The organism is Verrucomicrobiota bacterium (genome assembly GCA_019247695.1).
Classification (GTDB): Bacteria; Verrucomicrobiota; Verrucomicrobiia; order Chthoniobacterales; family JAFAMB01; genus JAFBAP01.
Map to the genome: position 1 here is coordinate 24,439 of JAFBAP010000070.1, position 25,564 is coordinate 50,002.

Below are 25,564 nucleotides of genomic sequence, written 5' to 3' on the forward strand. Positions count from 1 at the left end.
TCTGAGTTCTCGGGAAGGCGGTTGCGCCGCCGTGAAGTCAGGAGGCGGACCGTTGGTTCCGGCAACCTTTTGAAGCGTAATTCGATCCTTGGTGCAAGCAAAGTTTTCGGATTTTTCCATAATTTTCACATTATTTGGGCTGGTAGGCGCGGCATTTGATGATTGGCAACGGCCTTGGCAGGACGAAAATGGCTGATTTTATGAGCAATTCCTTGAAGCAATGGTTTGAGACCGCGCTGTGGAACAGCCGTTTTGTGGTGCTGGTCACCGTGGTGATAAGCGTCATGAGCGCCGTCGCGTTGGTGCTTTTAGTCACCGCTGACTTTGTCGGCATCCTGACGACCACCGTTCATTCCTTCAGCCCGGCCATCACCTCGGAAATGCACGATTCCTTGCTGGGCGATATCGCACGCAAAATCATTGCGGTAATTGATATCTCGTTGCTCGCCGCATTCATGCTCATCTTCGCGTTCGGCCTGTACGAGCTTTTCATCGGTGAGCTTGCGGTTGCGCGTGCTTCAAGCATTTCACGGCGGCTCCTGGAGATCGAATCATTGGAGGATCTCAAAACCCGCCTCGGCAAGATCATCCTGATCATCCTTATCGTGGAGGTATTTAAAGATGCGAACCGGCCCGAAACGCCCCCACTGAACCTGGTCTACCTTACGGTGGGCATTGCGCTGATCGCGCTTGCCTTGTACCTGACGCACGCGGGTGAGGCGCCGAAAACGATTGACAGCGAGGAACACGGCAGGACTGATCACCGCCAACCCGAGGTTGGCCCGCGTTAGTTAGACGCCATGGAAGTGCAGCGGCCTGAACAACGGCGGTCAGCGATATCCGGTTCGCCGCGGCCCTTCTAAACGGCCGTTGCCGGCTTGAGAGTTAGTATACAGGGTTTCTCGCGCGTGCCGGCGGCAGCTTCAGAACCCTTGCTCAATCTCGAGAATCCGGGTGCGTTTAACCTCGTTCTGCGTACGCAGATCGGCCAGGATGCTTTGATATTCGCGGTCAGACGCAAAGACGGCCAACCCCGGATCGGCCGTTCCTAACACCGGATGGGGAAAACCGCCGTGGGCTACCAACTCGCGCAAGAACTGATAAGCCTCGTCCTTTCGATCCAGCAGCCGCAAACCTACCGCCAGATCAAAACGCATCCAGCGGGGCGCTTTCGTCGTTGGCAGGCTTTGCCGGGCCAACGTCACGGCACGTTCGGCCGTACCGTTGGCCTCGTCTTCCTGGCCGGCCCCTCGCCGCGCGAGCGCGAGACGGAGCAGGGCAGTCGGGTTGTCGCCGTTTGCCTTCAGCCTGGCCTCGAGGGCGCTGATGGCGGCCGTCCAATCCCCTAGCCGCAACGAACAGAAAAGAACCAGGTCCGAAACCGTTGCGTACTGGGTTTTCAGATCCGGCGGCAACGGCTTCAATTGAGGACGCGCCGAGGCGTAATCGCCGCGGTACACCAGCCGTTCAGCCTCCATGAGGTGGTGCTTCTGCGGATCAGCTTCCAAATTGATGGCGCGTTGCATCCATTGCTCGGCCAGAACCGTCTCGCTGACCGTCCAGCAGATCAACGCGAGCTCATAGGGCGCCCACGAATCCTGCGGGTTGGTCACGAAGCACTTTCGAATCGATGCGTACATTTCCGGCTCACGCCTGAGCTCCGTGAACTCGGCTGCCGCCATGCGGTTTGCATCCCAATCATTCGGCGCGAGCTCGAGGGCGGTGCGAACCGGTCCATCCATCCGATCAAACGAGCCTTTGAGGTTAAAGGCGTTGGCCAGCGTGGTGTACGCGCGCAGTTGCTTCGGGTCGAGTGCGATCGCCTGCTGGCAAAGGTCAACCGCAGAATCCAGCCAGAAAGCCTCACCTTGAAAGCGCTTCACCCGATCGATGTAGGCGCCGGCCAGGCCGACGTAGGCGAGCCCGAACCTGGGATCCTGCGCCAACGCCTGTTCGAAAAACTCGACCGCATGGTCGTTGTCCTCCTTGCGATCGAGGTGCGAGGCTGCTTCTCCACGGAGGTAGAGGTCGTAGGCATTAACGTTCTCGGTCGGATTTTGCTGGAGATTTGCACGCCTCTCGGCAGAGAGCGTTGCGTGCAGCGCGACGGCGATCTGCTCGGCCAGATCGCTCTGGATGGCGAATACATCCTTCAAATCACGATCGTACGATGATCCCCAGAGCCTCCGGCCGGCCCGTGCCCCGTAGAGAATGGTGATGACCTTGATCCGGTTGCCGACCCGTTGCACGCTGCTCTCCAGAATCGCGCCGACATCAAGTTCGGTGCCGATTTCACCCAGACTCTTCCGCTGAGCCGGCGGAATCGCTTTGTACTGCAGGACTGAACCGCGCGCGATCACGCGTAAATCCGGCACGCCGGATAGCCGGTAGATCACTTCAGAGGTCAGGCCATCACTGAAATATTCATTTTCCTTGTCGCCGCTGAGGTTGTCGAACGGCAGCACCGCGACGGACGACCCGGCCGTCGGCGCCGGCAGCGATCGCGGACTGGAAAAATACCAATTCAGGCCGAGCGCGGCCGCCAACAGCAGAAGCGCAACGCCAATCCCGGCGGGAAGCCAATTCCACCGGCGGGACGGCACTTTCCTCCCCGGCTGAGAAATCCCTCGCCGGTCTCGAAATTCCGGCCGTTGCGGCGCGTCCAATGCCTTCTTCATGGCGCGTAACGCCGACTGGAGTTCGTCGGGAGTCTGCGGGCGTCGCGCGGGATCTTTCTCCAGCATGAACTGAAGCAGCACGCAGACCGGGTGCGGGAGCTGTTTCAGTTGCTGGAACGGAAGCGGCGCGTGCAAATGCTGGTGGATGAGCTGAGGCGCGGTGCCTTCGAAAGGCAGTTTGGCCGTGAGCATCTGCCAGAGGGTTACGCCCAGCGAATAAATGTCTGAACGAATGTCCACCTTTGCACCGGAGCACTGCTCCGGGCTGGCGAAGAGAGCTGTTCCTGCAAAGGTGCCTGGCGCGGAGAGGCCCGGATCAGACTGCGAAGGGGACGTTACCTTCGACAAACCGAAGTCGATAACTTTGACGGTCACCGCGCCGTCCTGGCCGAAGCAGAGCATGAGATTGGACGGTTTGATGTCCCGATGGACGATTTGCTCTTTGTTCGCCGCGCCCAGCGCAGCAGCGACCTGGGCGACAACCTCGACCGCCACGTCCACCCCCAACGGCCCTTGGCGATGAATCACTTCGCCAAGCGTTTCGCCCTCCACGAATTCCATGGCGTAAAAGTAATGGCCGCCTTTCGTGCCGAGATGAAAGACGGACGCCACGTGCGGGTGGCGAAGTCGGGCGGCCGCACGTGCCTCGCGGACAAATCTTGCGCGCACGGATTCGTCGTAGAGGTAACGGGGATTGATGACTTTCAACGCCACGGGACAACGCAGGTTGGTGTCGAAGGCTTTATACGTGACGCCCATCGCCCCGCGACCGAGCTCAACGGGAGTACCGTCGTTGCGCGTGAACAATTCGTAATGATCAAACCTGTGCACTGACGGTGTGCCGGCGCCTTTCCCCGGAGAGATTTCCGCCGGGTCGCCGTCACTCGTGGTTTCGACGGGTTCGGTGGTTGTCTCCAACGCAGCCCGGAGTTGGCAAACCGGACACCGCTCGGCAGGACGGGCAGCCGGCAGTTTCGTCCCGCATTTCGGGCATGTGGAAATTACGTCAGTGGGTGGCGGCGCCCCGGCCTGGGCTTTCGAATCGATCGCAGCGTCTCCGGACGCCCCGTTCATAACCGGCCTTCGGCAACAACCAGCGCATCGCACAACGCGCGGATCTCATCTTCGATCTCCGCCGGGTCCGTCACCGTGAGGGCGACTTCCTGGCGCAAAAATGCGGCATATTGTTTCCGGAACCGGTGGATCAACGTCTTGGCCGCACCGATCCTTACGCCCAGCAATTTGGCGATTTCTTCGTAGGACGGCGGGCCCTTCCCTTCCTCCACACCCACGAACACCTTGAGCACTTCAAACTTTGATTGCTCGCCACGGGCAACGTAATCATCGCGCAGACGTTCTACCGCCCGGGTAAGCAGGGTCATGGCCCAGCGTGCCTCAAAGATCTTTTCTGCGGTCAGGTGGTCGCGCGGTTCGAGCCCGTAACGTTTCTCACCGTCCTCGGCATCCAGAAAAACAAACTCGCGGTTCCCGCCCCGCTTGAGGCAGCGAGCCCGGTCAATTTCGTCCGCCAGGAAATTTTGGAAAGAGGCGAGCAAAAAGGATCGAAACTTCCCTTTCAGCGGCTGAACGTGTTTCAGGGCCCGATGTTCCAACAGGTGCAGGAAAAAGCCTTGGGTGAGGTCCTGGGCATCGTGCGGAGCAGACCCGCGGCGGCGGGCGAATGCATACAGGGGGTACCAGTAAAGGCGGCAGAGCTCGCTTAGAGCCGCCTGGCTTCCGGGTAACTGGCTCTGCGCGGCCACAAGGATTGCGCTCCAGCGGGTCGTGCAAAAACGCGCCGGGTCATCCGTTATGGGCGCATGCTCCGGATTCAACGCTAGTTCCTTCCCTATTTAATCGCTGGATGGCCCTGTGTCGATGTCGAATCCTCTTGAAGCGCCAATCTTATCCGTTCGGGCCATGCTACAGCCCGCAAAACGCGTGAGAGCAGCGCATCTCGGGGCCGGCGGCCTGCCGTATCCGGAGAGCGTTAAGACCATTTCGATGGCCATCGAGGTAAAATTTTTGTCTTAGGCCCGACGGGCCGGCAGACCTTAGCCCAGGGTTCCACCCCTGAGCTTTACCCACATTGTTTGAGGGCAGCGCGGGGACAGCCGTGACCGTCTTTCGGCCCGAAAGGCCAAGAGAACTTAGCCCAAGGTTTACCCTGGGTAACCGTAAAATCACGATCGAGCCCTGAAGGGGCGGCAGAACCCGACGGCAACGCTTTCTACCGCCCCTTCAGCAAATCCAACCCGGCGGGACGGGCGTTTGTTAGGGAGGGCGTACAGGCGTGACGCCTTAGGAGGGCTCGATCGTGATTTTACGGTTACCCAGGGTAAACCTTGGGCTAAGGTCTGCTGCCCCTTCGGGGCTGAAACCCGGTCGAAATTCCACCAAGACAACTGTCTGAACGGTGTAAGATCAATTCGACAAGGCGCGGAGCATCCGCCAGTACCCCCTCGCGCCCGAATTCTACCGAGATAATTGTCTAAATGGTATGAGACAGGCTCCGCCCTGCGGGCGACTGCGCTGAGGTTAAGGCGTAGCCCTGAAGGCCCGGCACTCAACGGCCGCGGCCCGGGACGCCAGAACCCGCCCCGCCGCGCGGCAGCAGGCGGTTCACCTTCGGCTTCTCGATTTTATTCTGATCCAACCCGGTTCGACAGAAAAGGTCACCCGCCGCCCGCCGGAGGCTTGGAGGCCGCCGTCGGCAAAGCGGGAGACTTGTGCGGTCGCAGCACTCCGCTTCCCTGGCGGGCGCTCGGCCGTCGTGACCATCAGCAACCGCGCGTCCGGCCCTGCGGGCGCAAGGACGAGGGGTCGGAAGGCATTCAAGTCCAGAACCTGATCATGGAAGCGGCGCAACCCCGTTCGATGCCCCGTGCTGACCACGGTGGACTGCGGGAGCGCCGTGCGCAAAAGGCCGTACAAGTGGGCCTCGGCGCGGTGATCCAGCGCCGAAGTCGCCTCGTCCAGAAACACCATCGCCGGTCTGGCCAACAGGATCCGGGCAAATGCCAGCCGCTGTTGCTCGCCCAGCGACAGCTGCCTTGACCAGTCTCGCTCCCGATGAAGGTCGGGCGTTAACGCCTCGAGCCCGACGGCCTCGAGCGCCATCCGGAGCCGCTCGTCCGGCGAGCCGTGCGTTTCGCCCCGGGGATAAAGGAGCGCGGCACGCAACGCGCCCAACGGCATGTAGGCCGACTGGGGAACCGAGAGGAGCGAACCGGACCCAAGCTCAATTTCGCCCCGGCAATAAGGCCACACGCCGGTGATGGCCCGCAATAAGGTCGTTTTTCCTATCGCCGCCGGGCCGGTGATCAGCAGCGCCTTTCCGGGGGCGACCTCAAACGTTACCCCACGCAAAAGGGGGATGTTCGCCGGAAGATCAACATCCAGGTTCCGGACCACCACACCCCCGGCGGCCCGGCCGCGGCGAAAGGCGGTCTGCGACGGCGCATCCGGCAGTTTGCGAATGCTGCCCAAGCGCCGCTCGAAGTCGCTGAGCCGTTGCGTGACCGCCTGCAGAGCCGCAATATCCGGATAGCTGCTGATGATGAACGACAGGGCGGCATGGACGTTGGCGAAGGCATTCACCACCTGCATCAAACCCCCCAGGGTGATCAGTCCGGCAAAATAATGCGGCGCAATGAGTACCATGGGAAAAATGGGCGCCACCTGGGTGTAGCCGGAAGTGAACCAGCCCAGGATCCGTTGACGCTTCATGATGCGCTTGAAGTTCTCGAAAATGCGGTGATAGCGCTGGTGGAAAACGTCGAGCTCAACCGGTTCGCCACCATAAACGGCCACCCGCTCCGCGTTTTCGCGCAGGCGCACCAGGCTGAAGCGGAAGTCGGCCTCGTAGCGTTGCCGGTCGAAATTCAAGGTCACCAGCGGCCGGCCGATCTTAACCGCCACGCAGGTAGCAACTCCGGCGTAGAGCAGAGCCGCCCAGACCAAAAACCCGGGGATGCGCGCCGCCCCCAGCGGGCCAAGCGGGATCTCTGCCGTCCCGGAAAGACCCCAGAGAATCACGCAGAACGAGGCAAACGAGGCGATCGAGGAAATGAGGCCCACCGCCAGGCTCATCAGGTAAGCCGTAAACTGGCCGATATCCTCCGCAATCCGCTGGTCCGGGTTATCCGTCGTGCTCAACAACTGCAACCGGTAATAGGCCTGTTGCCCCATCCAGGCATCCAGATGCTCGTGAGTCAGCCACCGCCTCCAGCGCACGTATAGCATCTGGTTCAGGTAGACGGCGTAGACCGAAGTCGTAACCGCAAGGACCACCAGGATACAAAAAATGCCGAATTGCCGGAAAAGCTCGGTCCGATCGAAGCTTTGGAACGCGTTGTAGAAGGCACGATTCCACTCGTTGACCCGGACGCTGAGATAGACGCTGCCGAGGTTGAGGGTGATCACCGCGAACAGGAGCCCCCAGGCCCATGCCTTCTCTTGGCTGGTCCAGTAAGGTTTTGCCAGGCGCCAGATTTCACGAATCATGTTCTGTTGCGCCGCCGGTCGAAGAGCGCTGAAAACGTGCGCGCCGAAGCCTGCGGAGGCGATGTTAATTTGACGCTGATGCGCCCGCTTCGGGAGACGTTCCCCTTGCTCCGGGAAGCGGTGATCACCCGGAACCCGCCTGCGCACGCGAAAGCACCGCTGCCGGTAGCGCGCAGCCCCGTCTGCGGGCTGAAAATTCCGTCCGTTCCCCCTTTTAGCCTTCGAGACAGTCGCCCGTCAGATGATCCTAACTCCGGCAACGGAAATCACGGGGGGATCTGCGCGCCTGCGAATCGCGGCTATAGTTATCAAGGCAGCAGCTGCCGCGCGCCTCGGCCTCCTTCAAACAAAGCGAATTTCCCGGCGATGGCTCCTGACCAAAGGGGCAAACGGCGTGGCGAACCGCCAGGAACAAAAGAAACGCTTTCAAAGGAACGCAAATTGGTTGTAGATTCGAACTATCTTCAATATCATGAGTATGGCTGACCTTGTCAAGGCCCGGGAATTGATGGAGGCGGTCGTCACCCTGGTTCGTGCCTTTGGTCTGCATCGGCCCGACCGGATGCCGTCCGGCGGCCGACCGATCTCCGTGGCCGAAGTTCACGCGTTAATGGACATGCACGCTGCCGGACCGATCAGCCAACGCGATCTCGCGGCGGGTTTATGCCTGGAAAAGAGTACGGTCAGCCGTTTGGTACGGTTGATGGAAGGCCGTGGCTGGGTCAGGCGGACCACCGCCGAGCACGACCGCCGGGTCATGCACGTCAGTTTGAGCGAAGCAGGCAGAACCGCTGCGCAACACCTCGCACGGGTGCGCGGCGCGAAATTCGCGCGCGTTCTTGCCGCCATCCCGCAAGATCAGCGGGTAAGCGTTGTCGAGGCCGTTTCGGCTTTGGTCATGGCCGCTCGTGACCTGTCGGCCCGCAAACCTGCCTCCGGCATCGGGTTTTCCCGGTCTCGGGGGCCAGAAATCTGACGAATGATCGATTCCAAGAACCCGTCATCGGCGGCAGGCGCGACCAGAGGAAACGGGATTTCGACGCGTACCTGCAGCGCTTCGGGCCGCTGCCGCCCAATTCTGAACGCTGGGTGCTATCGGCTTTCGGCCCGGCCCGAACGGCGCCATTTCCACCGCCACCACTATCACCATCGCCATCAACCTCAAGCCTGACGAGCAACGACCCATGGACCCGAAGAACATCGAGTTTGTAGATTCGCATGACCTGGACAACTTGAGCGCCTACGGCCCGGCCAGAGCCACCATACCGGGATCGCCTCTGACGGACGAAGAGGTGCGCCTGCTGGACGCCTATTGGCGGGCGAGCCTTTACCTCTGCGTCGGCATGATTTATCTGCGCGACAATCCACTGTTGCGCGAACCGCTCCGGCCCGAGCACCTCAAGACGCGTCTACTCGGCCACTGGGGGTCAGACCCCGGCATGAGCCTGATCTACACGCACGTTAACCGGCTTATCCGCAAGCTCGACCTTAACCTCATTTTTATCGCCGGTCCGGGCCACGGGGCACCCGCGGTGCTTTCCCACATCTACCTGGAAGGCACCTACTCGGAAGTTTATCCCGACAAAAGCCAGGACGAAGAGGGGCTGCGGCGGTTTTTCAGGCAGTTCTCGTTCCCGGGCGGCATCGGCAGCCATTGCACGCCTGAAACCCCGGGTTCCATCCACGAAGGCGGCGAGCTCGGGTACAGTTTGTCGCACGCCTACGGCGCGGCCTTTGATCATCCCGACCTGATTGCCGTAACCATCGTGGGAGACGGCGAGGCTGAGACCGCGGCCCTGGCCACTTCGTGGCACTCCAATAAATTCCTCAACCCCGCCCGCGATGGGGCCGTGCTGCCCGTACTGCACCTCAACGGCTACAAGATCAACAATCCGACCGTCCTCGCCCGCGTCCCGCACGAGGAACTCGAGGCCTTGTTGCGCGGTTACGGTTACCGTCCCTATTTTGCGGAGGGGTCTGAACCTCAATCGATGCATCAGGCGCTGGCGGCCACCCTGGAGCGCTGTTTTGAAGAGATCCGGGCCATCCAGGACCAGGTGCGCCGGTCGGGCCGTACGGGCCGGCCGCGTTGGCCGATGATTGTGCTGCGCAGTCCGAAGGGGTGGACCGGCCCCAAGGAGGTCGACGGCCACCGCGTGGAAGGCTTCTGGCGCGCCCACCAGGTGCCCATCGCCACCATCGCCCAGAACCCGGAGCACCTTAAGATGCTGGAGAATTGGCTGGCCGGCTACCGTCCCCACGAGTGTTTCGATGCGCAGGGCCGGCTGATGCCTGAACTCAAGGCGTTGGCTCCGGCCGGCACGCGCCGCATGAGCGCCAACCCGGTCACCAACGGCGGCTTGATCCGGCGGACCTTGCGGCTGCCGGACTTCCGGGATTTCATGGCTGACGTCAATGCCCCCGGTAAAACCGAGGCCGAAAACACCCGGCCTTTGGGAACGTTCCTGCGCGAGGTACTGCGGGCCAATCCGAACAATTTCCGCGTCTTCGGTCCCGACGAGACCACGTCCAACAAGCTCGATGAGGTCTATGCCGCCTCGAAGAAAACCTGGAATGCGGTTTTCTTTCCCGAGGACGCCGACGGTGGCGAGCTTTCGACCGACGGCCGGGTCATGGAGGTGTTGAGCGAACACAACCTCGAGGGCTGGCTGGAAGGGTACCTGCTGACGGGGCGTCACGGTTTTTTCTCCAGCTACGAGGCGTTCGCGCACGTGATCGATTCCATGGTCAACCAGCATTGCAAATGGCTTGAGATCAGCCGCGACCTGGCTTGGCGGGCGCCGATTTCCTCGCTGAACCTCCTGATCACCTCCACCGTCTGGCGCCAGGACCACAACGGGTTTACCCACCAGGACCCCGGTTTTATCGACATCGTCATTAACAAAAGCCCTCAGGTCGTACGGGTTTACCTGCCGCCGGACGTAAACTGCCTTTTGTCGGTCGCCGACCATTGCCTGCGAAGCAGTGATTACGTCAACGTGATCGTCTCCGACAAGCAGCGCCATTTACAGTACCTGAACCGGGATGCCGCTATCGCCCACTGCACCAAAGGCCTGGGCATTTGGGAATGGGCCAGCACCGACGAGGGGCAGGAGCCGGAGGTGGTGCTGGTGGGTTGCGGTGACATTCCCACCCTGGAGGCCCTGGCAGCCAGCGTGCTGCTGCGAGCTGACTTCCCGGACCTGCGGCTCCGATTCATCAACGTGGTAGACTTGCTGAAGCTCGAGCCCGACACCGAGCACCCGCATGGTTTGTCGGACCGCGACTTTAACAGCCTGTTTACCCTGGATAAGCCGATCATCTTCAACTTCCACGGTTATCCCTACCTGATTCACCGGCTGGCCTACCGGCGCACCAACCATGACAACCTGCACGTCCACGGGTACAGGGAACACGGCAATATCAACACGCCGCTGGAACTGGCGATCCGAAATCAGATCGACCGGTTCAGCCTGGCCATGGACGTTATTGACCGGGTGCCGCGGCTCAAAGTGGCAGGCGCCCACGCTAAGGAGCGCTACAAGAACACCCAGATTGCCTGCCGCCAATACGCGTATGACCACGGGGTCGACGTCCCGGAAGCAGCCAATTGGAAATGGCCTCTCTGACGTGAGAGGCACGCAGAACCGGGCAGGTTGCGTCGCGGTGCCGCGCAACGATGGCGCGGCACGAGACGGCTGATTCTCTCCAAGCCCTCACGCGCGCCTTCGTCGAGCAACATAAAGGATATCGGGCCGGTAGGTTGAAATGCCTCAGGCCCAACGGGCCGGTAGAGCATAGCCCAGGGTTTACCCTGGGTAACCGTCAAAACACGATCAAGCCCTGAAGGGGCGGCAGAAAGCGTTGCTCACGGTTTCCGCCGCCCCTTCAGGGCTGGGTTGGGGGAAAAAGCCTTCCCAGGGTAAACCCTGGGCTAAGATCTTCCGGCCCGTTGGGCCTAGGATGACTATACGGTCTAGTGGGTTTAACGCCGGCAGGTAACCTGGGAAGGAAGACAAAATTTTACCTCCATGGCCGTCGAAGCGGTATTAAAGCCGGCTCATAACGCTTCGAGGCCTCGCGATCCTTAACTCTAACGTTTCGGGGCTGCGGGCTTAATGGCCGGCCAAGGCCTTGGCGCCCATTGCGGGCGCTGTGAAGGTGAACCGCGCTGCGGTGAAGCGCCCAACCGCTTAGGCGTAACGGTCTGGCGGGCAATATCGGTTCGTCTCTGAGGGTTATCCCGGGGATAGCGTTCCATTTTTTCGATCCTTACCATCGCTCGATTACACCATATTACACCATTACTGACGCAGCGCGGCCCTGGCCGTTACAGCGTCGAGCAGCTCTTTTGATCCGGGGCTAATACCATTTCGACGGCCATGGAGGTAAAAAATGTTGTCTTCCTCCCCAGGTACCTTGTCGGCGTTGCACCTATTAAACCGTATGAACGGCCTAGGCCCAACGGGCCGGTAGACCATAGCCCAGGGTTTACCCTGGGAAGGCGTTTCCCCACGACCCTGGCTTGAAGGGGCGGCGGAAACCGTGAGCAACGTCTTCTGCCGCCCTTTCAGGGCTCGATCGTAGTTTTACGGTTACCCAGGGTAAACCCTGGGCTAGGTTCTACCGGCCCGTTGGGCCTAAGGCATTTCAACTAAGTACGAAGCATCCTCCGGCGCCGACACCCCCCTGAGCCGGCATTCTGCCGAGATAAGATAAATGTCTGAACGGTATAAGGTCTCTTGATGGTTGGGCCGTACAGGGGTCGCAGCCTTTCCCTGTACGGGCAATGTAAATTTACCGGCAGCGTTTCAGTGAAAACCCGCTGCATATCCTTTACCCTCGAAGCTGATGCCCGAAGCACAAATTCCACCCCTCATGCTGGCGATGGTCCTGGAGAAGCCCTTGACGGCGCTTGTGCCCAAGCGGGTGCCCACCCCGCAGCCCGGGACCGGGGAACTCCTGGTCCGGGTGGAAGCCTGTGCCGTCTGCAGGACCGACCTGCACGTTGTCGATGGCGAACTGACCGAACCGAAACTGCCCCTCATTCCGGGCCATGAAATTGTCGGCAAGGTCCTCCGGTGCGACTCCGGCCGATTCGCGTCCGGCCGGCGCGTGGGTATCCCCTGGTTAGGTTGGACCTGCAGCCAGTGCCGGTTCTGCAAACGGGGCGACGAAAATCTCTGCGAGCGGGCGCAGTTTACCGGTTACACGCGCGACGGCGGCTATGCGGAGTACGCCGTTGCCGATGAGCGTTTCTGTTTTGCGATCCCCGTGGCGTACGATGAACCCGCCGTTGCGGCGCCCCTGCTTTGTGCCGGCCTGATCGGGTACCGGTCGCTGGTGATGGCGGGCAACCCGGACCGCGTGCGAAGGCTTGGCCTTTACGGGTTCGGCGCGGCGGCGCACCTGGTGGCTCAGGTGGCCCGTTACCAGGGACGGCAGATCTACGCTTTCACCCGCCCCGGTAAAGCCGCCGATTGGGAGTTTGCCAAACGCCTCGGGGCAATCTGGGCCGGCGGTTCGGATGAACCGCCGCCGGAACCCCTGGATGCCGCGATCATTTTCGCCCCGGCGGGGCCGTTGGTACCCCTGGCGCTCAAGGCCGTCGACAAGGGAGGCCGCGTCGTGTGCGGCGGCATCCACATGAGCGATGTACCTTCGTTTCCTTACGCCTGGCTCTGGGGTGAACGCACGATCTGTTCGGTGGCCAACCTGACGCGGCGCGACGCCGAAGAATTTCTTACCCTGGCGCCGGCCGCCGGGATCAAACCGGAGGTACAACGTTTGCCGTTAACGGAGGCAAACGAGGCGCTCGAACGGTTGCGCACCGGACGCCTGCAGGGAGCTGCAGTCCTGGTGCCGTGAGGTCGCATCATCAAGCGTGGCCGTCGCCGCGGAGATCAGCAACGCCCAAAACGCCCAAGACCGGCCAGAGGTCGATCTCGACCTCACCCCTGGGTTGCGAGCAGCAGATCAACAGATTTCCTTCGCTTGGCGGCTCCAAGGGCGAGGGGTGATAGTCGACCGCCCCTCCGATCAACGCGCACTCGCAGGTGTGGCACACCCCGAATGAAGGTGGTCCACAGAGGTAGAAATCACCATTTCGAGTGACGCGAAGCCGATCGAGCAAGGCCACTTTCAGGCGGCCGGCGGAGTCGTAATCCTGACCCAGCTGATCCTCAAGCTCGGGCCTGCTATAGACAATGTGGCTCCACAGTCTGCCCCCGCCAGGTGACCTCACGCGGCAGGCCTACGTTGACTGACACAAGCTTTCCCATGGGATACTCCTCCACTACCGGTACGCAGCGTCAGATTACTGAACCGCGAATGACGATCGCTTCCCGTGTGAGGTTAATTCGGATGCCTTCTGCCGGCTTCGCTCTTAGTCCTGCTCGCCTAAAGTCTGCGCGTAAGTTTTGCCGTAGGGATAGAAGAGGTCCTTCCGGCCTTGTTGCCAGGCTGCTTTCAGTTCCGGCGTGGTGATGTCCCAGTCCGGCCGGCAGTTCCTGGTCACGGCGCGTAAGTCCTGTCGTAGCTCTTCAATGGTCGGCCGGCCGAAGAACCAGTAGCCCATGTAGACCTTGTAGATGACAAGACCCGGTTCGAGTACAATGACGTGAGGAATCATCGGATTGTGCTCCGGATCCGTATACTCCGCGATGTCGAGATCCTTTTGAATCCTGCGGCCCGGATCGGAAAGGAAAGGCCAGTGCGCGCCGATTCCCGAGCGAAACTCATTCGTCTCAGTGATGTTATCTGTGCTGATCGTGACGAGCCGGCAGTAGCCCACCTCCAGCTCGCGGTGAAGTTGGACCAAGCCTTCGTGATGGCGGCGATCCTTCGGGCAATACCCCCCGCGACTCAGGACGAGCACCATCGGATGTTGTCCTTGCAAGTCGGATAGCTTGCGGCGTTTCGCCGTGTGATCGGTGAGCTCGTAGTCTGGGAATTTGGACCCTGGAACAATGTCGGGACGCATCATCCTAGCTTTCCATCATAGGAACCGCGTCGCAAACGAAGCAAGGTCCGCCATGCCAGCCGGCTCCGGCCACCCCACGTGCCCTCTTCGAAGGTCTTCCGCAACCACACGGCATTCTTTCCTACAGGCGCAATGTACTTCCACGTTTCGTAGTTGTCTGGGCGTTATCGATGATGGGGCGCGTAGGAAGCTGCGGCGTCAACAAGGGTCACAGGGGCTTGAGCCCGCCCAGCATGGTGGGAATCAGCTCCGAAACCGTCGGGTGAATGTGTACGGCCCTTTGGATGACGGTGTACGGGGCTTTTGCATACATGACGTCCAGGATCGAGTGAATGACTTCATCGCCGCCGGGCCCGAGGATGGCCGCACCTAGAATTTCTTTGGTATCTGCATCGACCAGGATTTTCATGAAGCCCTGCGTTTCGCCTTTCTCGATCGCACGAGCCACCCGCGCCATCGGTCGTTTTCCGACGAGCGCACGCCTGCCTGCATTGCGCACCTCTGCTTCACTCATGCCCGCCCTCCCGAGTGGTGGGTCGATGTAAAGGGCATAGGCCGGGATCCGGTCGCTAACCCGCCTGGGGTCTTGATCGAGGACATTCGCGGCCACGATCTCGTAGTCGTTATAAGCCGTGTGGGTAAAGGCGCCTTTGCCGTTGCAGTCGCCCAGCGCCCAAATGCCGGGCACGTTGGTGCGCAGTTCATCGTCTACGAGAATGTACCCGTGTTTGTCCACGGCAACGCCGGCTTTCTCGAGCCCGAGGTCGTCGGTGTTGGGCCGGCGTCCGACCGCGAGCAACAGATGAGATCCGCCGATGACGGGAGGCCCGCTCGCGCAATCGACCGTTACGGTGATCTCGTCGCCCCGCTTGCCCACGCTGATGCACTGCGCGTTGAGGCGCACGTTAACGCCTTCGCGCTCGAAGATGTCTTTCACTGCGGCGGAGACGTCCTCGTCTTCGCGACGGACCAGACGCGGCCCCATTTCGATGATCGTGACCTGACTGCCGAAGCGCCGATACATTTGGCCGAACTCAAGGCCCACGTAGCTGCCGCCCACGATAACCAGATGGCGAGGAAGGAAGTCCACGTCCATCATCGAGCTGTTGGTAAGATAACTGACCTGATCAAGGCCGGGCAGGGGCGGTGCCAGAGCGCGCCCGCCTACATTGATGAAGATGCGTTCCGCGCTCAGCAGCGTGGTGCCTACGCTCACCTCGGTCGGCGAAATGAAACGGGCGTGCCCTTCGTACACCGTGCAGTTCTGCATGGCCTTGAGCCAGGATTCGACGCCTTTTCGGGACTCGCCCGACACGGCGTCTTTGCGGGCCTTCACTTTTGTCATGTCCACACTCACCCGGCCCTCGATCACCACCCCAAAATCGGCTGCGCGGCGAGCGAGGTGCGCCGCATAGGCATTTGCCACCAGGGTTTTGGTCGGCGTGCACCCGGTATTGACGCAGGTGCCCCCGAACAGCTTGCGCTCGATTACGGCAACCTTCATCCCGGCGGCGGTAAGGCGTTCTGCCAGGGACGGTCCGGCTTGTCCGGTTCCGATGATAATGGCGTCGTATGCATTGGTCATAAAAACCTTCTCCTTCTCACTCGACTCCGCGGCGGGCACGGGCCCCGCCCACGATCACGGCCTTCACCATTCGCTTCCGCCGGCAAGTCCGTGCGCGCGTTGCCGCCAAAACGTCCGACGGCCAGCATCAAAATAAAAAAAGTTCAGCCGCCGATCGGGGTTCAATCCGGCCTCAGTGTGGCCTCACATGATCTGCTGAACCCATTGGCTCCGCCAGGCCGGCGCCTCGAAGGGATCCGCGAAATACTGTGTCTCGCGCACGACCTTTCCGTTGCGGAACTCCATAATACTCACTGTGTATGCTGGTCGCCCCTGGTACGTGATTGTGTATTCCGTGATCCAGAGATCACCGTTTCCGAGCATTCGCTTGACGTTGAAGCCCGACGGCTTACCGGGATGATGACTTCGCAAGGCCTGCAAATTGTTCCTCCCAAGGATTCGTTCACCTGACTGGGGATAATCACAAATGGCATCGTCAGCGTAAATATCGTGTTCCGCGTTTGCGTCGCCGGCTGCCGACGCGTGCCAGTGCGTATTCAGGGCTTCACGTATTTGTTCCTCTTGCATGGACTGCTCCAGGTGCTGGTTGGCTCTCATGTTCACCTTCCTCTTGGAATAAACCCAGGCACGCCGGTCTCCACAACCGAATTAAATCTTTGCCGCGTCTTGATTCCCTGACTAATCTCTTCCACTCGTGCCCTGAGGGAGAACGGGTAACGGGTAACGGGTAACGGGTAACGGGTAACGGGTGCCGGGAACAACGTATCGCTGACTACAAAAAGGGAAGGTGTCCATCGCCCGGTAGTTAGAAAGCAAGGGCAGCAACGTACGCCATCCCAGGAACTGACGGCTGAAAGTGCGGCGCGGCCGGATCGCAAGTACAAAAACGCGCAACTGTATCCTTGGCAATCCCCCCTTTACTCGCGCGCGAAATTTCGGCTGGAGCCCGTAATACCATTTCGAGGGCCATGGAGGTAAATTTTTTCTTCCTTCCCAGATGCCGTGCCGGTGTTACACCTATTAGACCGTATAAACGGTCCAGGCCCAACGGGCCGGGCATTTCCACCAACCAAGTACGGAGCATCCTGCGGCGCCGGCACCCCCCGTCGGCATTCTATCGAGATAACCGTCTGAATGGTGTAAGAGGCCAGGGCCGCAAATTTGGTCTCCAGATACAGGCAAAACGAAAATACCTTGTACCTCACTTTTGCCGAACCGGCTGTGTGCCCCGGAAGCGCAAGGCCGACCCACACACTCACGGCTTGAGACGCAAACCTTTTGGAATGACCACACGATCCAACGCCTCAAACCCAACCTGGGCCAGCAACGCGAGTGATGCGGCGGGAATTGCGCCCTGCAGAATGGTATTGGAGTCGTTGAGGTTAAGCCCGCTTAGAATGGGTTCCCCCAGCCCGCCGACCCCGATTAACGCGGCGAGCGTGGCGGTACCCACGTTGATGATCGCGCTGGTTTTTATGCCTGCCAAGATCGTACGCGAGGCCAGCGGCAGAAATACCTTGCGCAGCTGCGCGCGCGGCTCCAAGCCAAGCGCCGCGGCCGAGTCCCGGACCGCTGCGGGAATGTCCTGAAGGCCCGTGGCGGTGTTGCGGACGATCGGCAACAGGCTGTACAGAAACAGCGCAAAGATCGCCGTTGCCGGGCTGATCCCGAAAAACGGGACTGGTACGAGCAACGCCAGTAACGCGAGCGACGGGATGGTTTGAATGATCCCGCATGCCCCCAGAATGAAGTTGCTGACCGGGCCGGGCCGGCTCGCGCGGATGCCAAGCGGCAGGCCGACGATGATGGCGAGCAGCAGCGAGGCTCCCACGAGCTCCAAATGGCGCAGGGTCCAGTGCGCCACTTTCGTTGCGAGGTTACCATCCGCACGCCTTGGCGCGCCGCCAAAGTAGAGCGCCGCGGCTCCCGCGTAGTCCTTGGTCCGCTCCGCCTCGGCGTTGAGGCGCGTCATGCGCCCCTCGTCCAACGTGCCTGCGAGCGTTTCCAGCGCGGCAACCGCATGTGGATCGGTGTCGAGCCGGTAGAGAAACACCGCCTTGTACTGCGGGAAAAAATGAAGGTCATCGTCAAGGACGACGAGGTCGTTCTCGACGATCTTGGCATCCGTCGCGTAGGCGTCCTTGAGATCGAGTGAGCCGCCGGCCAGCGCGGCGTAGCCGAGCGCGTGATCGATCCCGCGCACATCATCCATCTGCAAATGGTAGCGCCTGCTCAGCGGCACCCAGCCGTCCTGCCGGTCGAGGAACTCATGCGTCAGGCCCACTCGCAAGTCGGCATGTTGCCGCAAATCACTGATTTTGCGGATACCGAGCTGGCCGGCGCGCTGCCGCGTCATCACCAGCGCGTAGGTGTTGTTGAAACCAAGCTCTCCTGTCACACCGATGCCCTGTTGGCGAAGCGGCGCACGCATGCTGTCTACGCTGAGCGGCTCCTTTGCCCTTAGAATTTCCTCGCCGATGGTGCCCGTATACTCCGGATAGAGTGAGATTTGGCCGCCGCACAAGGCTTGCCATAAAATGATCGTTCCACCCATCCCCTGCCGGAGTTCAACGGTAAATCCCGCGCGCTGCAAAACGGCCTTGGCAAGCTCGCCCAGCACGTAGGACTCGGTGAATTTCTTCGAACCGACAGCCACCGGCTTCGGCGGTGCGGCAGCGCAGAACGCCAGAACGAGCAAGATCGCGACCGTCCCTCTCATGTCGTCGTTAACGCGCGCTGCGCATTCACGAATTCCCGGACAAACGCCGACGCCGGCCTGACCCGCAGGTCATCGAGGGTTCCGGACTGGACGATGCGACCTTCATTGAGCAACACCATGCGGTCGGCCAAAAACGCGGCTTCGGCCATGTCGTGGGTCACCAACACCGTGGTCTGGCGGAGCCGATGAAAAATTTCCTTTAACTCCTCCTGTAACCGCGCGCGCACCATCGGATCAAGTGCGCCGAGCGGCTCATCGAGAAGCAGCACCCTGGGCTCAAGCATCAGCGCACGCATCAGGCTCACGCGCTGACGTTGGCCACCGGAGAGCTCGACCGGGTAGCGTCCGAGGCCATTTCCGGGGAAATGCGTCAGCTCGCAGAGCTCGTGCAACCGGGTTTCCATTCGCGCGACGGGCCATTTCAAATGTTTCGCCATCAGCAGCACATTTTGCGCAGCCGTCAGGTGCGCAAAAAGCCCCCCTTCCTGAATCACGTACCCGATACGCCGCCGCAGCTCGAGGATGTTCGTCGGGGAGACGCGCTGGCCGTCGACGGTGAGGATGCCGGTGGTCGGCTTGAGCAATCCGATGATCAATCGCAAAAGCGTTGACTTGCCGCAGCCGCTCGGGCCGATGAGCGCGGTGGTTTTTCCTGCCTCGACCGACAGGTCGGTTTCGTGGAGGGCTACCGTCGCGCCGAACGCTTTGCTGACTGATTTGAGTTCAATCATCTCGCGGGGCTTACGGGATCGCCGCCGTTGACGCGGGGCCACGCTCCGTACCGGTCAACGACGAGGTACAGCACGCTAAACAGACGGCCGGCATCGACCCAGAAGCTTTCGAGCGTCCATCCCGATCGCGCCGCGAGCTTTTCAAAGTCCTCGACGGAGTATTTGTACGAGTGTTCCGTGCCGATGGATTCTCCGCGCCCAAAAGCAATTTCGGCGCCGTCTAATTGTACGGTCTGTTCGGCCCCGTTCACCAGGTGCATTTCGATCCGGCCGAATGCTTCGTTGTAAAAGGCGTGATGCCGAAAGGATTCGCTCCGGATGGATACGCCAAACGCGCGATTGATGCGCGTCAGCAAGTTGAGATTAAACGCCGCCGTCACACCACGGGCGTCGTTGTAGGCGCGCTCCAGGGTGCGCCGGTCCTTCTTCAGGTCCACGCCGATCAGCAATGCCCCGCCCTGGCCGCAGAGTGCCGCAACCCGGCGGAGAAAATGCTCGGCCTCCGCCGGCTCCAGGTTGCCGATCGTTGAGCCGGGAAAGAACGCAACCGTCCGGCGCGGCGCAGACGGCATGCGCGGCAAACTGAAGTCCGCTGTGTAGTCAACGCATACCGGCAACACGCTCAGACCCGGGTAAACGCGTGAAAGGCTGGCCGAAGATCGCAACAAATGCTCCCGCGCTATGTCGACCGGCACATACGCAGCCGGCGAGGAAAGGCGGTCGAGCAAAATGCGCGTTTTGGTACTGCTGCCGCTGCCAAACTCGACCAACCGGCACCCGGGGCCGAGTGCTGCACAAATCTCGGCGGCATTCTCCCGAAGGATACTTGTCTCCGTACGGGTGGGATAATACTCGTCGAGCCGGCAAATCTCGTCGAAAAGTTTGCAGCCGGTCTCATCGTAAAGGAATTTCGGTGCGATGCGTTTTGGGCGTTCTGACAAACCGCGCACCACTTCGCGGCGAAATGCATCCAGCGAAGGTTCGAAATCGTGAAAGTTCCCGGCAATCGCGTGGTCGTCAGGTTTCATGGGGAAAAGTACGCCGCCACCCGATTTGCAGGCCGTTAGTCCACATCTCTGGCCAGGCGGATCCCCATGAACTGCCACCGCGCTTGGGGCGGGAAAAAATTGCGGTACGTCTTGCGGATGTGTGACCGGGAAGTCGCGCACGAGCCGCCGCGCAGCACGTACTGATTGCACATGAATTTGCCATTGTATTCGCCGAGTGCACCGGCCACGGGCGCATAACCCGGATAGGGCGCGTATGAACTGCGCGTCCATTCCCACACATCACCGAACATTTGCGCAAAGGGTTCATCAGTGGCCGTTTCATCGAGCGGCTTTGCATGAAAGATTTCGTCGTCCGCGAAGTTTCCTGCCCGCGGCAAATCCGCCGCCGCGACCTCCCACTCAAACTCAGTCGGCAGACGCGCTCCGGCCCAGCGCGCAAATGCATCGGCCTCAAAATAGCTGACGTGACAGACCGGCTCGCTGCGATTGAGTTCGCGCGTGCCCGACAACGTGAAAGTGGACCAGCTTCCGTCGCGTCGTTCCCAATAGAGGGGTGCCTCCCAGCCCTGTTCATTGACGGTGTACCAGCCGAGCGAAAGCCAAAACTCGGGCCGCTGGTAGCCGCCGTCTTCGATGAAGTCAAGGTACTCGCCGTTAGTAACGAGCCGCGACGCAAGCTGGAAACCTTCAACAAACTGCCGGTGCCGCGGCCCCTCGTTATCGTAACAAAACTCATCGCCGTTGTACCCGATCTCGTGCACCCCCGCCGTGAACGTTTGCCACCGGAGCGGGGGAACCGGCGAGGCCGCCAACCGTGGACGCTCACGAAACACGGGGCGCAGCGGGTTTTCTGAGAAAACGTGTTTGATATCCGTCAGCATCAACTCCTGGTGTTGTTGTTCGTGGTGCAGCCCCAGGGTGATGACCGGGGCAAATTTCTCGGTGAGATCCGGATCTTCAAAAACGCGATCCATGAACGCGTCAACGCGAGAGCGGTATTCCCATGTCTGGCGTAGGGTGGGACGCGAGATCAGCCCGCGCTTCGGCCGGCAGTGCATTTTGCCGGCAGCGTTGTAATACGAATTAAACAGGTAGGCGTACTCCGGGCTAATGGACGCGTAACCGGGCACCGCTACCTTGAGTACGAATGCCTCAAAAAACCAACTCGTGTGCGCCAGGTGCCACTTGGTCGGACTCACTTCGGGCACCGTCTGGACGACGCAGTCCTCAGGCTCAAGCGTTGCACAAAGCTTTCGGCTAAAATCTCGAACGCGGTAGTATGCAGAAACGACTTGGCTGCCGTTGCCAGTGTTCTCGAAAGGTGTCGAAGCGCCAGGCGCAGTTTCCGTCCATGCTGTCACTGGTGGGAAAGGCATGGTTGAAACCCTACCGCAGAAATGGTCCGCGACAAATCCAAAAGGCGTTACTGGCCGGGGCACCAGGAAGGGCTGGTTGCATCGGATCATCGGATCACCTCAGGGCGGTTCAACTCAATCCCTGGCACTCACGACGCCCCTCCGACGCCTAGCGTTTTGCAGGCCGAGGCGAAAACAATTTTTACACCATTTCGACGGATACAGAGGTAAAACTACGTCTTCCTTCCCGGGCGCCCTGCCAGCGTTACCCCTATCCGACCGGGTCTCAGCCCCGAAGGGGCGGCAGAACATAGCCCAGGGTTTACCCTTGGTAACCGTAAAATGACGTGAGCCCTGAAGGGGCGGTAGAACCCGCGAGCAACGCCTTCCGCCGCCCCTTTCCCGACGGGACGCGATCGCTCTTAAACGCCCCGTCCAGGGACTAAAAGTCCCTGGCTAACCTCAGCCGGCCCTACGAGACGAAAGCGCCCCCATCCAGCGGCCCTTAACTAAATGGCAGTGGGCTAAACCCTGGGCTATGTTCTACCGGCCCGTTGGGCCCAAGGCATTTCAACCAAGTACGCAGCATCCTCCGGCGCCGACGCCCCCCGAGCCGACATTCTACCGAGATAAATGTGTCAATGGTATTACGCCGGTTACGGAAATTTTGTTATCCTTCCGCAGGTTTGATCGCAGGCTGCTGCCGTTCGAGCGGATCGGGATTTACGCGGATAATCTTTTTGCCGAAATTCTCACCTCTTAACAAACCGATCAGCTCACGCGGCGCATTTTCCAGCCCATCCGTGACATCTTCGCGGTACTTGACCCGGCCTTCGCTGAGCCACCCGCTCATGTCCGTGATAAACTCGGGATATTGCGAAGCGTAGTCGAAGACGATAAACCCATGAAAGGTTAACCGCCTGGTCAGGATAGCGCGCATGAACAGCGGAACGCGGTCAGGCCCCGGCGGCAACTCGGTAGCGTTGTAGTGAGCGATCAGGCCGCAGACCGGGATACGGGCAAAGTTGTTCAACAGCGGCAACACCGCATCCATAACGGGGCCGCCGACATTCTCGAAGTAGATATCGATGCCGTTCGGACAAGCCGCCTCCAGGCGTTCCGGCAGATCCGGCTCGCGGTGATCAAGGCAGGCATCGAACCCGAGTTCGTCCCGAACGTAACGGCATTTCTCCTGGCCCCCGGCAACGCCGACAACCCGGCAGCCCTTGATTTTGGCAACCTGGCCCACAACCGAACCGACCGCGCCGGCGGCCGCGGCGACGACGACGGTTTCTCCGGGTCGGGGTTTACCGATATTCAGCAAACCGGTGTAAGCCGTGAGGCCGGGCATGCCCAGAACGCCGAGCGCATAAGAAATCGGACCGAGCGAGCGATCGATCTTTTGCGTTCCGGCACCATCAGACAGCGAATAGTCCTGCCACCCGCTTGCCGCCAGGACAAGGTCGCCGGGATGGCAGCCGGGGACGTCCGACTCGACAACCTCGCACACCGACTGCCCGACCATCACCTCCCCGACCTCAACCGGGGGTGCGTACGAGGGACCGGCGTTCATCCGGCCGCGCATGTAGGGATCGAGGGAAAGGTAAATGGTTCGCAGCAACATCCGGCCCGGGCCAGGGTCGGGAATATCAGTCTCGACCAGCCGGAAATTCTCCGTTGAGGGTTCGCCGCCGGGACGTGAAGCGAGCAGAATCCGGCGGTTCCTGGCCGGCGGTTGCCATCCGGGCGCATTGGCAGGTTGAGGACTCATGGACTGCCTTTCTCAGCGGTACCGGACAAAAGCAACTCGCCGGCATTATCACCGTTTACACGCGTCATGTGAGCAGCGGCTGGCCGGCGAGTTTTTCCAGAACCCGGGCGGGAGATTTCTCGGGCAGGATCATCGCACTGAGGGGAATGATGAAGGTCTGCTCGAGGGCGAGCCGTCCGCTTAAAACCGAGTGCGGCACCCCGTCAGTGAACACGATCCAGGTGGAGAACGGCGGAAACTCAGTTCTCAACTTCCCTTGTTTTTCGGCTTGGTAATCCTGGCGCTCCTTCAGGTAATCGTGAAAGCTCAGCATGAACTCGTCATAAGCGGTGCGCTGGGCCGCGCCCTTTCCTGCCAGGGGACCAAGAACGTGCCGTAACGTCCTGCGAAGGCGACCGGCCGGAGAGGATGATTGGGCCGCCATGCGGGAGAGTCCGGCGTCCCGCGCGAAGCGCTGGGCGAGCACGCTCATCGGTTCGCCCGTTACCCAGACGCGCGATTCTGCAGGGTTCACGTTGGTGAAGCAGCGCAAAATCCGGTCGCCCCGTGTAGGCCGGGTCGGAAAGGCGTCCACGTGCATCAGGTCGTTGCGGCGATGTACCGGCAGGTCGCGGCCTTGCTCCTCAATGGCGCGGTAACTTGCGAAATCGTGACGAAAACGGCCGGCATACGGTTCCAACAGGCGCGAAATGAATGCGGTCACGTTTTGCGAGTAGGACCTCATGACCTGGTGCAGCCGCTCGGTCGCTTCCGGGGGAGCCGATCCAACTCCCCGCAGCACGTCCCCTTTCGGCCGGTACGAGATGTTTTTGTGGAGGGCCGAATCGCTCTGCTTCACCCCGGTAAGGAATTCAAGGTCGGCTTTCGGCATCTCGAAGGGCATGTGGCGAAAGAAAAGGATGTTCCCTTCTTCAAGCTGCCGGCAACAATCCCGGCTGCGCTGGGTTGAGGATTGCGGATCGGTCCAACCGCCGGGGGTATTAAAATCGGAAATTTCGATTAGTGCCATATATCATTGGATCTGAAATCTTGGGGGCAAGCTTCTGCCGTCCTGCGCTCCGGATCCGCCGTATGGGCGGCCGGGCTAGAGGCCGTTGACGCCCTCCGTGCCCTGACTTCGGCCGCGAGGGAAACGCCGCGCAGCGCGGGACAGTGTTCATGGAGTTTGCCGGCCTTGGTTACACACTTATAAAGTTGAACCAACACTTATGCAGGCCCCCGTCCCCGTCAATCGTGCTCCCGCGCTTGCCCCGGCCCCGGATGCGATCCCGAACCGGCCGGCGACGTCGTGCGCTGCGTCCGGGCGGACGCCCAAGCGCTTTTACCCGCTTTTACCTGAAGCGCTAATCGTCCCGACCGCCGTGCCACGCATCCGGACCCGTAGGGCTCGCGCGATGTGAGAATGGCCACCTTTGCCATGACCCGGCACCACGGCCCCGTTTTTATGCACGCACGATCCGATTCGCACCAGACCGGCAGCGCCTTCAAGGTGAGCTTGCTTTTCCTGCTGTACGGCGTCGTTCACAGCTTGCTGGCTTCCGCCGCCGTAAAGCAGGGGTTTGCCAGGCTGCTGGGCGAACGCGCCCGCAACGGCCTCTATCGCCCCCTTTACATCGGCCAATCAGTGCTCACCACGCTGGTCGCGGCCGTTGCTTTCCAGCGGTTGCGGGACCGGGATCTTTACCGGGTCCCGAAGCCATGGGCCTGGGCGTTTAATCTCATGCAGTTGGCCGGTATCGGCCTGCTGATACGCGCGCTGAGCGTTACCGGCTTCGACCGGATCCTTGGGTTGCCGCAACTCGTTGCCTACTTGCGGGGTGGTGATCCTCCTCCGGAGGCCGCCGCCCAAGGACCGCCGCTGCAGGCGCTCAAGCATCCGGAAAAACTCGGGCCGTTTCGCAACGTGAGACACCCTGAAAACGTCGGCGTCATGGTGGCCCTGTGGGCCTTCCCGAGGATGACGGTTAACCGTCTCGCGCTCGCCCTGTGGACGAGTCTGTACGGCATCGTGGGCTCCCTGCACGAGGACAGCCGGTTGGAAGGGGCCTATGGTGCGGCCTTTGACCGGTACCGTCGCGCTACCCCCATGCTCGTGCCACGGTTCGGCGGACCGCGAAACCAGCACCGGTAAGCCGAAGCCGTTCACCGGCGGACCACGCCCGGGTTTGTCTTGCGCCGGTTCTCATCATTTGCAAATGTTACCGGCAGAAGAGCGGCGGGGCCTCGC

At 60.8% G+C, this 25,564-nt stretch carries 18 protein-coding genes; 5 read left to right on the plus strand and 13 right to left on the minus strand.

The features are described 5' to 3' along the window. The first annotated feature begins 200 nt into the window (after nt 1-200). Nucleotides 201-791 carry a YqhA family protein gene (locus JO015_07280; GenBank protein ID MBV9998901.1) on the plus strand — a complete coding sequence of 197 codons (591 nt, stop codon included), beginning with the start codon at nt 201-203 and terminating at the stop codon, nt 789-791. A gap of 132 nt (nt 792-923) precedes the next feature. Here the strand turns inward: JO015_07280 and JO015_07285 are convergent, their stop codons facing one another. From JO015_07285 to JO015_07295, 3 genes are all read right to left on the minus strand, one after another. Beyond that, complete coding sequence (locus JO015_07285; protein ID MBV9998902.1) at nt 924-3,596, minus strand: protein kinase; 2,673 nt, start codon at nt 3,594-3,596, stop codon at nt 924-926. Between the two features lie 152 nt (nt 3,597-3,748). Beyond that, complete coding sequence (locus JO015_07290) at nt 3,749-4,513, minus strand: sigma-70 family RNA polymerase sigma factor (protein ID MBV9998903.1); 765 nt, start codon at nt 4,511-4,513, stop codon at nt 3,749-3,751. Nucleotides 4,514-5,300: 787 nt separating this feature from the next. Then, complete coding sequence (locus tag JO015_07295) at nt 5,301-7,184, minus strand: ABC transporter ATP-binding protein/permease (GenBank protein MBV9998904.1); 1,884 nt, start codon at nt 7,182-7,184, stop codon at nt 5,301-5,303. A gap of 478 nt (nt 7,185-7,662) precedes the next feature. Between JO015_07295 and JO015_07300 the strand changes: the two genes are divergently transcribed. The 3 genes from JO015_07300 (at nt 7,663) to JO015_07310 (ending at nt 13,052) form a co-directional block, all read left to right on the plus strand. Further along, on the plus strand, nt 7,663-8,160 hold the full coding sequence (locus JO015_07300; protein ID MBV9998905.1) for a MarR family transcriptional regulator: 498 nt from the start codon (nt 7,663-7,665) through the stop codon (nt 8,158-8,160). Between the two features lie 208 nt (nt 8,161-8,368). After that, nucleotides 8,369-10,813, plus strand: coding sequence for a phosphoketolase family protein (locus JO015_07305; GenBank protein MBV9998906.1), 2,445 nt, complete (start codon nt 8,369-8,371; stop codon nt 10,811-10,813). 1,249 nt (nt 10,814-12,062) lie between these two features. Next, nucleotides 12,063-13,052 (plus strand): zinc-dependent alcohol dehydrogenase family protein, encoded by a 990-nt coding sequence (locus tag JO015_07310; GenBank protein MBV9998907.1) that lies wholly within the window; start codon nt 12,063-12,065, stop codon nt 13,050-13,052. A 10-nt stretch (nt 13,053-13,062) separates the two neighbouring features. Here JO015_07310 and JO015_07315 read toward each other — a convergent pair whose 3' ends face one another. The 10 genes from JO015_07315 to JO015_07360 all read right to left on the minus strand — a co-directional run bounded on the left by JO015_07315 (nt 13,063) and on the right by JO015_07360 (nt 24,346). Then, nucleotides 13,063-13,428 (minus strand): hypothetical protein, encoded by a 366-nt coding sequence (locus JO015_07315; GenBank protein ID MBV9998908.1) that lies wholly within the window; start codon nt 13,426-13,428, stop codon nt 13,063-13,065. A 141-nt stretch (nt 13,429-13,569) separates the two neighbouring features. After that, complete coding sequence (locus tag JO015_07320) at nt 13,570-14,166, minus strand: redoxin domain-containing protein (protein ID MBV9998909.1); 597 nt, start codon at nt 14,164-14,166, stop codon at nt 13,570-13,572. 208 nt (nt 14,167-14,374) lie between these two features. Beyond that, the gene (locus JO015_07325; GenBank protein ID MBV9998910.1) at nt 14,375-15,751 is read right to left on the minus strand and encodes an FAD-containing oxidoreductase; all 1,377 of its coding nucleotides are present in this window, start codon (nt 15,749-15,751) and stop codon (nt 14,375-14,377) included. Nucleotides 15,752-15,934: 183 nt separating this feature from the next. Next, the gene (locus JO015_07330) at nt 15,935-16,318 is read right to left on the minus strand and encodes a nuclear transport factor 2 family protein (GenBank protein MBV9998911.1); all 384 of its coding nucleotides are present in this window, start codon (nt 16,316-16,318) and stop codon (nt 15,935-15,937) included. 688 nt (nt 16,319-17,006) lie between these two features. Beyond that, nucleotides 17,007-18,470 carry an ABC transporter permease subunit gene (locus JO015_07335; protein ID MBV9998912.1) on the minus strand — a complete coding sequence of 488 codons (1,464 nt, stop codon included), beginning with the start codon at nt 18,468-18,470 and terminating at the stop codon, nt 17,007-17,009. Then, complete coding sequence (locus JO015_07340; GenBank protein ID MBV9998913.1) at nt 18,467-19,201, minus strand: ATP-binding cassette domain-containing protein; 735 nt, start codon at nt 19,199-19,201, stop codon at nt 18,467-18,469. Before JO015_07340 ends, JO015_07335 begins: the two co-directional genes overlap by 4 nt. Beyond that, entirely contained in the window at nt 19,198-20,229 is a 1,032-nt protein-coding gene (egtD, locus tag JO015_07345; GenBank protein MBV9998914.1) for an L-histidine N(alpha)-methyltransferase, read from the minus strand. Before egtD ends, JO015_07340 begins: the two co-directional genes overlap by 4 nt. A 35-nt stretch (nt 20,230-20,264) precedes the next feature. Then, complete coding sequence (egtB, locus tag JO015_07350) at nt 20,265-21,587, minus strand: ergothioneine biosynthesis protein EgtB (GenBank protein MBV9998915.1); 1,323 nt, start codon at nt 21,585-21,587, stop codon at nt 20,265-20,267. Nucleotides 21,588-22,236: 649 nt separating this feature from the next. Further along, nucleotides 22,237-23,337: an NADP-dependent oxidoreductase gene (locus JO015_07355; GenBank protein MBV9998916.1), complete on the minus strand. Its 1,101-nt coding sequence runs from the start codon at nt 23,335-23,337 to the stop codon at nt 22,237-22,239. A gap of 64 nt (nt 23,338-23,401) precedes the next feature. Beyond that, nucleotides 23,402-24,346 carry a Kdo hydroxylase family protein gene (locus JO015_07360; GenBank protein MBV9998917.1) on the minus strand — a complete coding sequence of 315 codons (945 nt, stop codon included), beginning with the start codon at nt 24,344-24,346 and terminating at the stop codon, nt 23,402-23,404. Between the two features lie 435 nt (nt 24,347-24,781). Here JO015_07360 and JO015_07365 point away from each other — a divergent pair, with 435 nt between their 5' ends. Continuing rightward, nucleotides 24,782-25,468: a hypothetical protein gene (locus JO015_07365; GenBank protein MBV9998918.1), complete on the plus strand. Its 687-nt coding sequence runs from the start codon at nt 24,782-24,784 to the stop codon at nt 25,466-25,468. The last annotated feature ends 96 nt before the right edge of the window (nt 25,469-25,564 follow it).

Bases quoted from the DNA above. Each gene is read 5' to 3' on its own strand.
- JO015_07355 (MBV9998916.1), bottom strand. From the start codon at position 23,337: ATGAGTCCTCAACCTGCCAATGCGCCCGGATGGCAACCGCCGGCCAGG.
- egtB (MBV9998915.1), bottom strand. From the start codon at position 21,587: ATGCCTTTCCCACCAGTGACAGCATGGACGGAAACTGCGCCTGGCGCT.
- egtD (MBV9998914.1), bottom strand. From the start codon at position 20,229: ATGAAACCTGACGACCACGCGATTGCCGGGAACTTTCACGATTTCGAA.
- JO015_07365 (MBV9998918.1), top strand. From the start codon at position 24,782: ATGCACGCACGATCCGATTCGCACCAGACCGGCAGCGCCTTCAAGGTG.
- JO015_07300 (MBV9998905.1), top strand. From the start codon at position 7,663: ATGGCTGACCTTGTCAAGGCCCGGGAATTGATGGAGGCGGTCGTCACC.
- JO015_07340 (MBV9998913.1), bottom strand. From the start codon at position 19,201: ATGATTGAACTCAAATCAGTCAGCAAAGCGTTCGGCGCGACGGTAGCC.
- JO015_07310 (MBV9998907.1), top strand. From the start codon at position 12,063: ATGCTGGCGATGGTCCTGGAGAAGCCCTTGACGGCGCTTGTGCCCAAG.
- JO015_07330 (MBV9998911.1), bottom strand. From the start codon at position 16,318: ATGCAAGAGGAACAAATACGTGAAGCCCTGAATACGCACTGGCACGCG.
- JO015_07325 (MBV9998910.1), bottom strand. From the start codon at position 15,751: ATGACCAATGCATACGACGCCATTATCATCGGAACCGGACAAGCCGGA.
- JO015_07360 (MBV9998917.1), bottom strand. From the start codon at position 24,346: ATGGCACTAATCGAAATTTCCGATTTTAATACCCCCGGCGGTTGGACC.
- JO015_07320 (MBV9998909.1), bottom strand. From the start codon at position 14,166: ATGCGTCCCGACATTGTTCCAGGGTCCAAATTCCCAGACTACGAGCTC.
- JO015_07335 (MBV9998912.1), bottom strand. From the start codon at position 18,470: ATGAGAGGGACGGTCGCGATCTTGCTCGTTCTGGCGTTCTGCGCTGCC.
- JO015_07305 (MBV9998906.1), top strand. From the start codon at position 8,369: ATGGACCCGAAGAACATCGAGTTTGTAGATTCGCATGACCTGGACAAC.
- JO015_07280 (MBV9998901.1), top strand. From the start codon at position 201: ATGAGCAATTCCTTGAAGCAATGGTTTGAGACCGCGCTGTGGAACAGC.
- JO015_07295 (MBV9998904.1), bottom strand. From the start codon at position 7,184: ATGATTCGTGAAATCTGGCGCCTGGCAAAACCTTACTGGACCAGCCAA.